The sequence below is a fragment of the Mesorhizobium sp. M0208 genome, assembly GCF_040322015.1.
In the GTDB taxonomy this organism is placed as follows: Bacteria; Pseudomonadota; Alphaproteobacteria; order Rhizobiales; family Rhizobiaceae; genus Mesorhizobium.
This window is the reverse complement of the sequence record NZ_JAMYSP010000010.1, coordinates 98,320-113,048: the sequence shown is the minus strand read 5'-3', so window position 1 is coordinate 113,048 and position 14,729 is coordinate 98,320. Positions and strand designations below refer to the sequence as shown.

Genomic DNA, 14,729 nt, shown 5'->3' with positions numbered 1-14,729 from the left:
AGCGGCGCACAACCAGGGAGGAAGATGACGATGAATGCGTTGAGGACATTGGCAGGTGCGGTGCTGGCGTTGTCGCTTGCTGCTGGCGCAGCACAAGCCCAGCAAGTGTTGTTCTGGTCGACACAGGCGCGACCAGTGGAAGAGACACAGAAGATGCGCAGCGAAGTGCTGAAGGGGTTTGACGGCCAGGTCGACTATCAGGTCGCCGAGGACGGGCCCTGGCTCACCCGCCTTCAGGCCGAACTGCAGGCCGGCTCCGGCACCATAGGCGTGCTCGGCGGCCTGCACGGAGACTTCTCCACCGTCGGCGCGAACCTTGTCGATCTGTCCGGCGTCGATCTCGGTGGCGTCAAGGTCAACGAGACCTACAAGAAGCTCGGCATGCTCGGCACCGGCGAGCAGAAGTACCTGCCATGGATGCAGGCCACCTTTCTGATGGCGGCCAACAAACAGGCGCTGCAATATCTGCCGGCCGGCACCGATCTCAACACCATCACTTATGACCAACTGATCGAGTGGGCGAAAAACATCGCGGAAAAGACTGGTTCACCCAAGTTCGGTTTTCCGGCCGGCCCGAAAGGGCTGAAGCATCGTTTCTTCGAGGGTTTTCTCCTTCCGTCTTATACCGGTTCGATGGTGACCAAGTTCCGCTCGGCGGAGGCCGAGACGGCGTGGAACAAATTCAAGGAGTTGTGGCAGTACACCAACCCGAATTCGACCAACTATGCCTTCATGCAGGAGCCGCTGCTGACCGGCGAAGTCTGGGTGGCATTCGACCACGTGGCGCGGCTTGCCGACGCCTTTAACCAGAAACCCAATGACTTCGTCGCCTTTCCGGCGCCGGCTGGCCCGGCAGGCCGCGGCTACATGCCGGTGGTGGCCGGTGTCGCTATCCCGAAGACCTCGCCTGACATGGACAAGGCCAAGGCGCTGGTCGCCTATATGCTGAAACCGGAAACCCAGATCGCGACGCTGAAGGCGACAAACTTCTTCCCCATCGTCAACGTCAAGCTGCCCGACGACATGCCGGCCTCGGTGAAGGCTTTCAGCCCAGTGATCGCCACCATGACAGCAGCTCCCGATGCGTTGCCGGCGCTGCTGCCGATGGGACTTGGCGGCCTCAGCGGCAAGTTCAATCAGATCTACACCGACAGCTTCGAGCGCATCGTGCTCGGCGGCGAGGATGTGCACGGCGTGCTCGACGAACAGGCGACGGCGCTGAAAGCGATCATCGAACAGGCGAAGGCGCCGTGCTGGGCGCCCGACAAACCATCGCAAGGCGCCTGCCCGGTCGATTAGGAATCCTCCCTGGGCGTCCGGATTTCCAGCGCGCCGGGCGCCCACCCGTTTACAAGCGTCGAATAGAGAGCGCTCCATGCACGGCAAGGCCCTTCCCTATCTCCTGCTGATGCCGGCGACGCTGTTCCTCTGCGTCTTCTTCCTCTACCCGTTCGCGCTGGTCGCCTTCGAGGCGTTCACCCGCGACGGCGGTTTTACGCTCGACAATTTCCGCACCATGGCGGGCAGCTGGAAGTTTCCGGTCACTGTCCGCAATACGCTGCTGCTGAGCGCCATCGTCGTGCCGATCCAACTGGTGATGGCGCTGCTGATGGCAACGGTGGTGTCGCGGCTTGAAACCGGGCGCAGCGCTGCGCTTTACATCTTCGCTATTCCGCTCGGCATCTCCGATCTCGCCGCCGGGCTGATCTGGCTCGCCATCTTCGACCAGTCCGGCTTCCTGAACACCTTGCTCTCCAATCTCGGCGTCATCCACAGGCCGGTTATGTTCCTCGGCTATCAGAGCAAGCTGACGATCTTCATCGCCGTGGCGCTGGCCGAGATCTGGCGCGCGACCGCCATCATGATGGTCATTCTGGTCGCCGGCATGGGGCTGATCCCCCGGGAATACTACGAGGCGGCGGAGGTTTTTGGCGCTAGCCCGTGGAAGCGCTTCATCAAGATCACGCTGCCTCTGCTGCGCCCAAGCCTGCAGACGGCGATCATCCTGCGCGTCATCCTTGCCTTTGAAGTCTTTGCCGTGGTTGCAGCACTCGGCGGCACCAATCTGCCGGTGCTGATGGGCGAGACCTACAATTGGCAGTTCACGCTGCAGGACCGCAATGTCGCCGCCGCCATGGCGCTGTTCATCCTCGCCATCTCGATCGGTTTCACGCTGTTCTTCCTGCGGGTGCTGCGTGTGCCGAAGGAGGCGCGGATATGAGCACGGTCGCGGAACTCTCGATCGCCGCGCCTGAGGCCCGCAAAGCCGGTAACTGGTTGCTGGTCGCCACCGTCATCCTGCTTTGCGTCTGGGTGCTGCTGCCGATCTATCTGTTGATCGTCAACGCGCTGTCGTCGCCGGAAGAGGTGACCGCCTTTCCCAAGCGCTTCTTCCCGTCATTCGATTTCGGCAGCCTTTCTTTCTTCATCAATTTCGCCGGCGTCGCCAAGGCGCTGTGGAACTCCGTTCTCGTCGCCACGCTGACGATGCTCCTCTCGATCGGCTTCGGCGCACCCGCGGGCTACGCGCTGTCGCGCTTCGAATTTCGGGGCAAGGAAACGTTCCGTTTCCTCGTGCTGATGACCCGCGCCTTCCCGCTGCCGCTGCTGGCGCTACCGCTGGCGGTGATGTTCATCCGCACCGGCCTCGACGATACCGCGATCGGGCTGGCGCTGGTCCACACCACGCTGGCGCTGCCGTTTGCCGTGCTGATTACCTTCTCGCTGTTCTCCGGCATCCCAGTCGAGCTGGAGGAAGCTGCCTGGACACTCGGCTGCACGAGATTGCAGGCATTCCGAAAAGTCATTCTGCCGCTGGCGCTGCCGGGCATCGCGGCGTCGGCGGTGTTTGCCTTCACCATCTCCTGGAACGAGGTGTTTGCCGCCGCCGTGCTCACCATCGAGAACCGGACGCTGACCGCCTTCCTGCTGCAGAGCCTTGGCGAATCGCCGCTCTACCTCAAATTCGCCGGCGGTGCTGCCTTGGTTATCCCGGCGCTGATCTTCATCTTCGCCGTCCGCAAATATCTGTTCGCCATGTGGGGGATCGCCAACCGATGACGCGCACAAAAGAGAACGCCGATGGCTGAGATCGTCATCAAGCAGGTGGCAAAACGTTTCGGCGGCTTCACCGCGCTGCATTCGATCGACCTGACCATCGCCGACCAGGAATTCATGGTGCTGCTTGGCGCCTCAGGTTGCGGCAAGACCACGCTGCTGAGGATCGTCGCCGGGCTGGAAACGCCAAGCCAGGGCGAGGTCTGGATCGGCGGCCGTCGCGTCGACCATCTGCCGCCGCGCGCCCGCGGCATCGCCATGGTGTTCCAGAATTACGCGGTCTTTCCGCACCTGACGGTATTCGAGAACATCGCCTTCGGCCTGCGCATGAAGAAGCTGCCGCAGCAGGAGGTCGACGGGCGCGTCAACCGCACCGCGGAGCTCATGCATATCGAGCAACTTTTGAAGCGCTATTCGGGCCAGCTTTCCGGCGGCCAGCGCCAGCGTGTGGCCGTCGCCCGCGCGCTCGCCATGGAGCCCGATGTGATCCTGATGGACGAGCCGCTGTCGAACCTCGACGCGCTGCTCAGGCTCGAAATGCGCGCCGAGCTCAAGGGCGTGCTGGCGGCGTCCAAGACCACCACCATCTACGTTACCCACGACCAGGTCGAGGCGATGAGCCTTGCCGACCGCATCGCCGTCATGCATCAGGGCCGTATCGTCCAGGCCGCCTCACCGGTAGAGGTCTACCGCAATCCGGCGGCCCGCTTCGTCGGCTCCTTCATCGGCAACCCGCCGATGAATTTCATCCCGGCGACGAAGACTGCGAACGGCAGCTGGATCGTCGCCGGCCTGACGCTACCTGGCCCCAAATCGGACAAGCAGACGATAGAATTCGCCATTCGCCCCGAGGATGTGGACGCCGGTAACGAAGGCATTAACGCCACCGTGCGCGTCGTCGAGCCGCTCGGACCGCACACGCTGGTCACCTGCGATGTCGAGGGCGGCCTGTTTCGCGCCATTCTCGAATCGAACGCCACGGTCGCCGTCGGCGATCACTTGCGGCTTTCGCCCAAACCCGATCGCATCCGCTGGTTCGATCCCGAAACCACGAACGCCCTTTGATCCTCCCTTCGATCCTGAAAGTACGAACGCCCCGATGATATCTCTTGCCATTGACGAAACTATCGCCCGCGCCGTCGAGGTGCTCAGGGAAAATGACCAAGGCACCTATACCATACCGACCAAGGGCCTCTACCCGTTCCAGTGGAATTGGGATTCCTGCCTGACCGCCCTCGGTCTTGCCCACTATGACGAGGCCCGAGCCTGGACCGAGATCGACACGCTGTTCGCTCACCAGTGGCCGGACGGCATGGTGCCGCACATCGTCTTCCACGTCTGGAACGACGGCTATTTCCCCGGGCCGGGGGTCTGGCGAACGGACCGCCCGACCGCCACCTCGGGCATCACCCAGCCGGCAGTCGCCGGCTTTGCCGTGCGCCGCCTGTTCGACCAGGCCAAGGACAAGAAACTGGCGGCCGAGCGCGCCCGCGCGCTGCTGCCGAAGATCGACGCCTGGCACCGCTGGTTCTACGAAAATCGCGACCCGAACGGCGAAGGGCTGGTCGCCATAATTCACCCATGGGAGTCCGGCCGCGACAACTCGATCGACTGGGACGAGGCGTTCGAGCGCGTGCCGACCGAAGGCGTCGAGCCCTACACCCGCCGCGACATCCTGCACGCCGACCCTGCGCATCGACCGACCAGGGCCCAGTACGATCGCTATATCTGGCTGCTGCAGCATTTCCGCGAACTTGGTTGGGACAACACCCGGCTGCACGATGCCTCGCCCTTCCAGGTCGTCGATCCCGGCTTCAACGCCATCCTGATCCGTTCCGCCGCCGACCTTGCCGATCTCGCCGATACACTTGGCGAAACTGAAATCGCAGAAGCCAATCGCGCCCGTGCCGAAAAGGGGCTTTCGACGATGGAACGGCTGTGGAGCGACACACATGGCCAGTACATTTGTTTCGACCGAGTGGCCGGAAAGCTCGTTAACAGCGCGTCGGTCGGCGGCATCCTGCCGGTGTTTTCGGCCATTCCGGAAAGCCGGGCAGCCGCCATCGCTGCAACGATCGAGCGCATCGCTGGCAAAGCGCGTTACATCGTCCCCTCGCACGATCCTGGCGATGGACGCTTCGACCCAAAGCGCTACTGGCGCGGCCCGGTCTGGCTGGTGGTCAATTACATGATCGCCGACGGCCTTGCCGCCGCCGGCCACAGCCAAATCGCACAACGGATCACGCAATCCAGTCTCGACCTGATCGCCGAGAGCGGTTTTGCCGAATATTACGATCCCCTCAGCGGCGAGCCGCTCGGCGGCAATCGCTTTACCTGGACCGCGGCGATGGTGATCGAGTTCCTGAAGGGCAGAGCCTGAACGCTTCCGCCTAGGCCGCCGGCTACCAAAGCCCGTTCTGTCTGCCGAATAACAGTCGACCCCATTTGCGTCTGAGGCATGTCCTGGCCCATCAAACAGGGCCAAGGCATGCCCAATCTTCACCATGCCAGAGCTATAATAATTCGTCACAAACCGCTATCTATACTGCGTCGGGGCGGGGAGAAGCGCGGCTTGGAATTCGATCTGAAGACCATTGAGGCGCTTGCTCCCGATCAGGCGTCGCTGAGCGCCGCCTCCAAGCTCACCAAACGAACGAACTGGCCGCGGCTCGAAAAGCATGAGCAGCAGGCGCTCATCTGGGGCGAATGCCAGGGTTCCGGCTCCAATCCTTATCGAGTGGTGGTCGACACGGGTGATCACGGCTACAAATGCACCTGCCCTTCGCGCAAATTCCCATGCAAGCACACGCTGGCCCTGATGTGGATCGCCGCCACCGCGCCAGCCAGTTTTGCCGCTGCCGATACCACGCCGGAATGGGTGAATGACTGGCTTGGCCGGCGCCGGAAGACGGCGTCACAGCCGGTGCAGCAACCGGCACCGGGCGCGGAAGCCAAGAGCATTGGCGAAGCCGCACGGGCGGACGAGAGCGCCGCCGTTGAAGATAACGCAACGGTCGAGCGTCGCGAGGCGGCGCAGCGCAAGCGGGCGGAAAGCACACGAGAAACAGTGTCGGCGGCGCTCGATGAACTCGACCAGTGGATTGCCGACCAGTTGCGGCTCGGTCTTTCCGGGTTTGTCGACGCCAGCAGCGACCGTTGCCGGCGGATTGCTGCGCGGCTGGTCGATATGAAGGCAGCGGCGCTCGCCGGCCGTATCGACGAGATTCCGTCGCGGCTGATGGCGCTGCGCAGCGAAGAACGACCGGATGCGGCGATCCGCGAACTCGGCAAGCTCGTGCTGCTGGCCAAGGCCTGGCGGTCGGCGCCCGACGATCCCGAGCTGAAGCGGCTTGTATCGACATCCGAAACCCGCGAACAGGTGCTGGCCAATCCCGATGCAATGCAAGTCGAAAGTCTCTGGGAGGTTGTCGGCGAGAAGATCGAGACCCGGCGCGATGGTTTGGTCAGCCATTCGACATGGCTGCTCGATCTGAAAAGCTCCACACCACAATTTGCCCTGCTGCTCGATTATTTTCCCGCCTCGGCCGGACGCCGATCCAACGCCTTCTCGCCAGGCGATCGCTTCAATGCCCGGTTGGTCTTTTATCCATCACGCCGGCCACTCCGGGCGCTGGTGGCAGAACGCATGGGCGACGTCGCATCGGGCCCGTGGCCCGATTTTACCCTGGGCGTCGCCAAGGATCCGCTGGCTGCGCATGTGTGCCATCAGGATGCCGCTCCCTGGCTCACAGATAGCCCTCTCATGCTGCCGCCTGGTGCGATCCTGGTCGACGATCGGGGCGCAGCCTGGTGGCAGGCCGCCGATGATCCGCAAGGGCTCGCCTTGCCGATCAGTGGCGCCGTCAATCAGACATTGCTCGGCCTCGACCTTGCCGCCACGGCAGCGCTCTGGGACGGCGCTCGGCTTGACCTTCTGGCGGCTCAAAGCGGGTTCGGGAGGCTTGACCTGTCGTGAATGAGGGCGAGCAAACAGGCCTGGCGACCATGCGCGATTGCTGGATCACCGGCGGAGCCACCTTCGATCTGGCTCCGGCCGCCTGGAAGGCAATCGCAGGCGGCGCAAGTCCCGACGAGCAGGAGCGCCGGCTCCTGGCAATTGCAGCGCAAGCGCTCGGCGTCGCCTTGCGGCCGGCGGCGCCGAAGACGCTCAAGCGGCGGCCGCCGCTGCCCGGGCTTGCCTTGCCACTGCTGCCGGAGCGGTTGCGGCCGCTTTTGCGCGCCGCCCTGAAACAAGCCGCCGACGCAAGGCGCAAGACGCGCGTGGTGACGCTTGTCGCCAGCCGCGGCTTCGTGCTCCACCCAATGGACTGGATGCCCTCGTCGGATCAGAACAGCCCGGATGTCTACGCTCCATGGATCGACTGGCAAGCCAGCGTGGATGGAGAAAGACATACCCCGCAAGAGAAACTCACGGCGGAAAATTGGGATGAGTTCTATCCCGCCGCGCGCCGCATCGCGCTGGCCGATATGCGCCGGCGCGAACCGGCCGCGGCGCGAATGCTGATCGAGGCCAAGGCCTCGGGCGAACCTGCGGAGGTCAGGCTTGCGCTCATCGAACTTATGCGCTTCGGCCTCAATGCCGAGGACGCGCCGTTCCTGAAAAGCCTTGCCACCGACCGTTCCGGCAAGGTGCAGGACCTGGCTGGCCGGTTGCTGGCAAGGTTGGGCGAGCACGGCCATTCGAGCGAAGGCGGGGCGGAGGATCCAGCAGTCGAACTCGCCGTCTTCATCGGCGAAGGCAAATCCGGCTTCATCCGCCGCCGGACCACCTACACGCCGGCGAAACTCAAATCCCCGGCGCAGGAAAAGCGCCGCGCCGAATTGTTCGAGACCTGCAATCTGGTCGACCTCGCCAGACGGTTCGGCATCACGGAACCCGAATTCATCGGAGCCTGGCAGTTCGGCGCCGACAACAACGCTGATATCCTGATCGCCCGAATGGTCGCCGCTTCTGGGAGCGACGCGGCGGTGACGCATATGGCGGACATGCTTGTCACCGAAGGCGGCAAACCGGCGCTGTTCGTGTTGCACCTTGTGCCGCGTCTGGACAGCCGCAGGAAACGGGCTCTCGTCCGGCTGATCCTCAAGCAAGCAAATTACCTCAGCGCGATCAATCTGGCGGAAGGCATTGATGCTGGCTGGCTGGAATGGGACGATCTTTCGAACGGGTCAGCTCTTCCCGCTTTGCGTTCCGCCGTTGCGGGAAACGACGAAGCCGTGCGGCGGGGCGCTGACGATATACTGGAAACGATCGGCTACCTTGCCACAGCGACCACAGCAGCCAAATTGATCGACGAGGTCGTCGCTGCCGGTATGCCGCCCGCCGCCCCATCACTCAGTGTCCTGCGTCTCAACGCGGCGCTGGCCGAACATCAGTCTCGAACCGACACATGATCAATCCGGAGAATTCATATGAACGCTGCCATCCGTCTCCCGGTCGAGCAGGCCTATGCCTCTGAATTGCAGGCGCTGGCGCGCGGTGACGACAGGCAAAAACCTGCCGGCTGGAGCCTGTCGCCACAGGCTGTGCTGACCTATCTGCTCGGCGGCAAGGCTAGCGACGGCACACTGATAACCCCGAAATATGTCGGTCGCCGCCGGTTGATGGAAACCGCGGTAGCGACGCTCGCTACCGACCGTGCACTCTTGCTGCTCGGCGTTCCCGGAACCGCCAAGTCCTGGGTATCTGAACATCTTGCCGCCGCCATCATGGGCGACTCGACGCTGATCGTGCAGTGCACGGCCGGCACCGACGAGAACCAGATCCGCTATGGCTGGAACTATGCGCAGCTGCTGGCAAAAGGCCCGAGCCAGGAAGCGTTGGTGCCGACGCCGCTCTACCGAGCCATGCAGAACGGCAAGCTCTGCCGGCTGGAGGAACTGACCCGCATGGGCTCGGACGTGCAGGACACGCTGATCACCGTGCTTTCCGAAAAGATGATGCCGATTCCGGAATTGAACACCTCGATCTACGCCCAGCGCGGCTTCAACATTATCGCCACGGCAAACAACCGCGACAAAGGTGTCAACGAGCTCTCCTCGGCGCTCAAGCGTCGCTTCAATGTCGTGGTGCTGCCATTGCCGGAAGACATGGCCGAAGAGGTGGCGATCGTCTCCAAACGGGTCGATGAGATGGCTGGCGGACTCGACCTGCCGGTGCCAAAAAATGTCGGCGAGGAGATCGCCCGTGTGCTGACCATCTTTCGCGAATTGCGCTCCGGCGCGACTGCCGACGGCAAGGTGACGCTGAAGACTCCTTCCGGCTCGCTGTCGACCGCAGAAGCGATCGCCACGATGGTTGGCGGGCTCAGCCAGGCGGCGTGGTTCGACAGTGGCAAGCTCGGCGCCGAAGGTCTCGCCGCCAGCCTTGTCGGCGCGATCGTGAAGGATCCGGTGCAGGATAAGGTGGTGCTCGAGGAATATCTGGAAACGGTGCTCAAGAAGCGCCCCGACTATGCCGGCTATTACGCGGCGCTGAACGCAGCGATCTGACGCCATGAGCCACGGCGACATTGCCTATTTCGGGATACGCCATCACGGGCCGGGTTCCGCCGACAGCCTGGTGCAGGCACTGCAGGATTTGAACCCGGTCGCCGTGCTGATCGAGGGGCCGATCGACGCCTCTGAGCTTCTGCCCATGCTGGCCCGCCCCGAAATGCAGCCGCCGGTGGCGCTCCTTTGCTATCCGGAAGACGATCCGGCTTCGACAAGCTTCTGGCCTTTTGCCGAGTTCTCGCCCGAATACCAGGCGGCGCTTTGGGCTGTGGGCAATAAGGCGACGTTGCAGTTTATCGACCTGCCATCGTCGGCACGGTTCACCACTGCTGCGATCGGTGGCGCGGAGGACACCGATGTGACCGAAGCTACCCAAGCCCCCGAGGATGGTGACGCGGCTCCGCTTCCGCGTGATCCGATTGCCATGCTGGCGCACGCCGCCGGTTATGAGGACGGCGAAAGCTGGTGGTCGGACATCATTGAACAGAACCCGGAACCCGGCCCGATATTTGCGGCCATCGCCGATGCGATGACGACACTGCGGAATGGTGAGGGTCCGATCGCGCAGTTCGAAGCCAAGCGCGAGGCGCATATGCGGCTCGAAATCGCCAAGGCGCGTAAGCAGTTCGAGGGGCCGATCGCCGTCGTCTGCGGAGCATGGCATGTGCCGGCGCTGCAGGCCACCCACACTCAGAAAAACGATCAGGTCCTGATCAAGGGAATTGCCCGGCGCAAGAGCACAATGACATGGGCACCGTGGACCGGACCGCGCCTGGCGCTGGGATACGGCTATGGCGCGGGCGTCGTCGCGCCCGGCTGGTGCAAGCATCTTTGGCGCACGCGCGGTCGGCGCGATGCGGCAACCCTGTGGCTTGCCATGATCGCGGCGCTGCTGCGGGCGAAGGGCCATCTGGTCTCGACCGCTTCGCTGATCGAAGCGGAGCGGCTCGCCCGCGCGCTCGCCGCCATTCGCGAACGGCCGAAGCCCGGGTTCGAGGAATTGCGCGACGCCGCGATCGCGGCCCTGTTCAATGGCGAAGCGTTGCTGTGGGGGCTGGTCGAGGCCGAGTTGCTTCTGGGTGCGGACGTCGGTGAAATTCCGCCCGACACGCCGCTGGCGCCATTGATCGAGGATCTGCAGCGCAACCAGAAGGCGGCGCGGCTGAAGCCCGAGGCGCTGGAGCGCGAACTGTCCGTCGACCTGCGCAGCGAAAGCGGACTGTTTCGCTCGACATTGCTGCATCGGCTGAGCGTGCTTGGTGTGCATTGGGGCAGACTGACCGATGCCGGTCGCAGCCGTGGCACCTTCCGCGAGCGGTGGACCCTGGCGTGGGAACCGGAATATGCCGTTCGTCTGGTCGAGAACCTGATCTACGGGCCGACCATCGAAAAGGCTGCCAATGCCCGCCTGATCCAGATGATCGAAACGGCGGCGACGCTCGATACGCTTGCGGCATTGGTGGAGAACGCGATCACGGCAAGCCTGTCGGAAGCATCGACTGCCGGCCTTGCGGCGTTGGAGGCGCGAGCGGCGCGCAGCAGCGAATGCCTGGAGATCCTGGCGTCTGTGCCGCCCCTCGCCGACATCATCCGTTACGGCGAGGCCCGCAAAACGGAGACGAACCGGCTGTCCGGTCTCATGGAGCGGCTGATCGTCGAAGGTGCGATCGCGCTTCCGTATGCTGTACGCGATCTGGATGAGCAAGCCGCGGCGACGCTAGTCGGTGCGATGCGCAAGGCCGATGAGGCGATCAGACTGGTCGAGCCCGGGCAAGACGTGCTGGACGGATGGCGTAACGGACTGGCTGCCGTGCTGGAGGGATCGCGGTCGACGGCGCTGCCGGCAGGATGCGCCGCGCACCTGCTCTACGAAGCTGGCCGGCTTTCCGCCGAGGACGCTGCCGGACTGCTCGAGCGACGCTTGTCACCGGGGACTCCTGTCATTGAAGCGGCCGGGTTCTTCGAAGGCTTCTTCAGCACTGCCGGTCAGCGGCTGATCTATGACGAAGGTCTGCGCGGTGCGGTTGATGCGTGGCTGAAGTCCCTCGACGAGGACGCTTTCATCGCGCATCTACCGCTGCTGCGCCGCGTCTTCTCCAATATGGACAGCATGGAGCGCCGGCGGTTGATTGAAGCGGTGCTCGGCCGCGCCGCTCGGCTGCCGGCCGGCCTGATACCGGCGCCCGATGGCGGCGAGGCCTGGCGTCGGCACCTGGAGCGGCTTGGACCTTTGCTCAAGAGCGGGACATAACGATGGACGACGAGGCAGAGGCGACCCAAACCGGCGCACCATCGCCCGATGGCGGAAGAGAGCGCCGCTGGCGTCTGGCGATCGGCGCCGACGATGAGACATCTGCGGCACTTTCCAGCGACGACAAACGGCTTTCGGCGGCTCTTGACGCGTTATACGGCGACGGCGCCAATGCCGCTGCCGACCCGCGCAAACGGCGCGGCGGGCTAGGCCGTTCGGCGCCGCGCGTTGCGCAATGGATGGGCGACATCCGCTCTTTCTTTCCCGCGCAGGTCGTCCAGATCGTCCAGAAAGATGCCTTCGAACGGCTGAACCTGAAGCAGATGCTGATAGAGCCGGAGTTCCTGAAGGCGATCGAGGCGGACGTCAATCTGGTCGCCGACCTGGTTTCGCTCCGCTCGGTGATGCCTGCCAAGACCAAGGACATCGCCCGCGCGATCATCGCCGATATCGTGGCCAAGCTGATGCAGAGGCTGGAGCAGAAGACAGTCGAGGCAATCCGAGGCGCGCTCGACCGGTCGAGGCGCACCAACCGCCCGCGTTCGCGCGATATCGACTGGCAGCGCACCATCTCGGCGAACCTTCGCCACTACCAACCCGAACACAAGACTATCGTGCCGGAGAAGCTGGTTGGTTTCATACGCAAGCAGCGACGGCTGGTCGATCTCGACGAGGTGGTTCTGTGCGTCGACCAGTCCGGCTCGATGGCAAGTTCGGTGATCTATGCCTCGATCTTCGCAGCGGTGATGGCCTCGCTGCCGGTTGTGCGCACCAAGCTCGTCTGTTTCGATACCGCCATCGTTGACCTTACCGAAGAACTCAGCGATCCTGTTGAAGTGCTGTTCGGCGTGCAACTCGGCGGCGGCACCGACATCAACCAGGCGGTCGCCTATTGCGCCGACCGTATCGAGCGGCCCACCAAGTCGCATCTGGTGCTGATCACCGACCTCTATGAAGGCGGCAATGGCCAGGAACTGCTGCGGCGGCTGGCGGCGCTGGTTCGATCCGGCGTCAATGCCGTCGTGCTTCTGGCGTTGACCGATCAGGGGCAGCCCGGCTATGATCCAGCGATGGCAGGTTCGGTCGCGGCACTTGGCATTCCGGTCTTCGCCTGCACGCCGGATCTGTTTCCGGACATGATGGCGGCGGCACTGCGGCGGGAGGATATCGGCGCCTGGGCGGCGGGAGCCGACATCAAGCTCATTCGCGCCGGGGCTGAGGCGCCTGGGATGCATGAGTGAGCGTTTGCCTCGGTCCAGAATACTGGGCAGCCCGCAGGCAAGCGCTTGCGGTCAAAGGTTTGACAAATAGCCAGCCGCGCCTATGGTCGACCTGTTACAGGAGCGACGCATGGCGAAGACAACCGGCTGTATTCCTGGCGGGTTTTCCCCACATTTGCTGAACAGTAGAAATCAGCCACGGCCGCTTTCACAGCCCTCGCCCTTCCCTCTCCCGGCCGCGTCGATGCGCCCGGGCCGTTCATGTCCTTGAGCCACATGTCGCAGAAAATTGCCGAGCTTCTGTCGCGGCTGGAAAAGCGGCTGGACAGGTCAGCGATTGTCTCGGCTGAGGAGGCCGGACCACGCTACCGGGAAGATCCCGACGGCAAGGACGGCGCGCCGCCAGCGATCGTCTTGCGTCCACGCACGACCGGCGAGGTGTCGGACATTCTGCGCCTGTGCAACGAGGCCGGGCAGAGGCTCGTCATCCAGGGTGGCCGCACCGGTCTTGCGGGCGCGGCGCGCATCCAGCCCGGCGAGGCGGTGCTGTCGCTGGAGCGCATGACGGCGGTCGCGGCGCCCCACCGCGAGGCGGCGACGATCGTCGCCGAGGCCGGCGCGCCGCTGCAAATGGTGCAGGACGCGGCCGATGCGGCCGGCTTGCTTTTCGGCGTCGACATCGGCGCGCGCGGCACGGCCACCGTCGGCGGCAATGTCGCCACCAATGCCGGCGGCATTCGCGTGCTGCGCTACGGCATGTACCGCGCGCAGGTGCTCGGTCTGGAGGCGGTGCTTGCCGACGGCAGTGTGCTCACGTCGCTCAAGGGCTTGCCAAAGGACAATTCCGGCTATGACCTCAACCAGCTCTTCATCGGCAGCGAAGGCACGCTCGGCGTGGTCACGCGCGCCTGCCTGCGGCTGCATCCCAAACCTGCCACCGAGGTAAATGCCTTCTGCGCACTTCCATCGCTCGATGCGGCGATTGCGCTGCTTGCGCAGCTCCGGCAGAAGCTTGGGCCGTTGCTCTCGGCCTATGATGTGAATTTCGCACCGCTCTATGGCGCCATGATCGCCGGCATGGAGGCGCCGGCGCCGCTGCCGGCCGGCTCGCCCGTCTATGTGCTGGCCGAGATACAGGGCAATGAGCCGGACCGCGACGGCGACCGCTTCGCCGCGGTGCTGATGCAGGCGGTCGAGGGCGACGTGATCGACGACGTCGTCGTCTCGCAATCGCCGCGCGAATTCCGGGCGCTCTGGGCGGTGCGCGAGGAGGCCAACCGTTTCCTGTTTTCGATGGCAGGACTGATCGGCGTCGATATCAGCATCCCGCTGGCGAAAATGGCGACTTTCCTGCGCGAGACGGAAGCCGCTATCAAAGCCGTCGACCCGAGCGCCGACATCTACGTCTTCGGCCATCTCGGCGACGGCAATCTGCACTACCAGGTCCGCACCGTGGATCCGGCGGCTGCATACGGGATCATCTACCGGGGTGTGGCCGCGGCTGGCGGCGGCGTCTCGGCCGAGCATGGCATCGGCCTCGACAAGAAGGAATGGCTGCATCTGGTGCGTAGCGACGCCGAGATCGCGGCCATGCGCCGCCTGAAAGCGGCCTTCGACCCGAACAACATCCTCAATGCCGGGCGCATCTTCGACCTCGTGCCGGGCTGAAAAAGGCACGTAGCGCT

General features: G+C 64.0%; 11 protein-coding genes. All 11 read left to right on the top strand.

All coding sequences use genetic code 11. The features are described 5' to 3' along the window. Positions 1-24: 24 nt before the first annotated feature. The 11 genes from NKJ17_RS13085 to NKJ17_RS13035 all read left to right on the top strand — a co-directional run bounded on the left by NKJ17_RS13085 (position 25) and on the right by NKJ17_RS13035 (position 14,712). Positions 25-1,299, top strand: a complete 1,275-nt coding sequence (locus NKJ17_RS13085; protein ID WP_352505341.1) for an ABC transporter substrate-binding protein — start codon at positions 25-27, stop codon at positions 1,297-1,299. 76 nt (positions 1,300-1,375) lie between these two features. Next, entirely contained in the window at positions 1,376-2,221 is an 846-nt protein-coding gene (locus NKJ17_RS13080; RefSeq protein ID WP_352505343.1) for a carbohydrate ABC transporter permease, read from the top strand. Continuing rightward, on the top strand, positions 2,218-3,060 hold the full coding sequence (locus NKJ17_RS13075) for a carbohydrate ABC transporter permease (RefSeq protein WP_352476534.1): 843 nt from the start codon (positions 2,218-2,220) through the stop codon (positions 3,058-3,060). The genes NKJ17_RS13080 and NKJ17_RS13075 overlap by 4 nt, the downstream gene beginning before the upstream one ends. 21 nt (positions 3,061-3,081) lie before the next feature. Further along, positions 3,082-4,122, top strand: coding sequence for an ABC transporter ATP-binding protein (locus NKJ17_RS13070; RefSeq protein ID WP_352505344.1), 1,041 nt, complete (start codon positions 3,082-3,084; stop codon positions 4,120-4,122). Positions 4,123-4,156: 34 nt separating this feature from the next. Continuing rightward, complete coding sequence (locus NKJ17_RS13065) at positions 4,157-5,437, top strand: amylo-alpha-1,6-glucosidase (RefSeq protein WP_352505345.1); 1,281 nt, start codon at positions 4,157-4,159, stop codon at positions 5,435-5,437. 192 nt (positions 5,438-5,629) lie between these two features. Continuing rightward, positions 5,630-7,033 (top strand): SWIM zinc finger family protein, encoded by a 1,404-nt coding sequence (locus NKJ17_RS13060; protein ID WP_352505347.1) that lies wholly within the window; start codon positions 5,630-5,632, stop codon positions 7,031-7,033. After that, on the top strand, positions 7,030-8,472 hold the full coding sequence (locus NKJ17_RS13055) for a DUF5691 domain-containing protein (RefSeq protein WP_352505348.1): 1,443 nt from the start codon (positions 7,030-7,032) through the stop codon (positions 8,470-8,472). The genes NKJ17_RS13060 and NKJ17_RS13055 overlap by 4 nt, the downstream gene beginning before the upstream one ends. 18 nt (positions 8,473-8,490) lie before the next feature. Then, positions 8,491-9,570, top strand: coding sequence for an ATP-binding protein (locus NKJ17_RS13050; protein WP_352645331.1), 1,080 nt, complete (start codon positions 8,491-8,493; stop codon positions 9,568-9,570). Positions 9,571-9,574: 4 nt separating this feature from the next. Continuing rightward, positions 9,575-11,824: a DUF5682 family protein gene (locus NKJ17_RS13045; protein ID WP_352688669.1), complete on the top strand. Its 2,250-nt coding sequence runs from the start codon at positions 9,575-9,577 to the stop codon at positions 11,822-11,824. A gap of 2 nt (positions 11,825-11,826) precedes the next feature. After that, on the top strand, positions 11,827-13,065 hold the full coding sequence (locus NKJ17_RS13040) for a VWA domain-containing protein (RefSeq protein ID WP_352505351.1): 1,239 nt from the start codon (positions 11,827-11,829) through the stop codon (positions 13,063-13,065). A 255-nt stretch (positions 13,066-13,320) separates the two neighbouring features. Then, positions 13,321-14,712, top strand: coding sequence for an FAD-binding oxidoreductase (locus NKJ17_RS13035; RefSeq protein ID WP_352688666.1), 1,392 nt, complete (start codon positions 13,321-13,323; stop codon positions 14,710-14,712). Positions 14,713-14,729 lie beyond the last annotated feature (17 nt).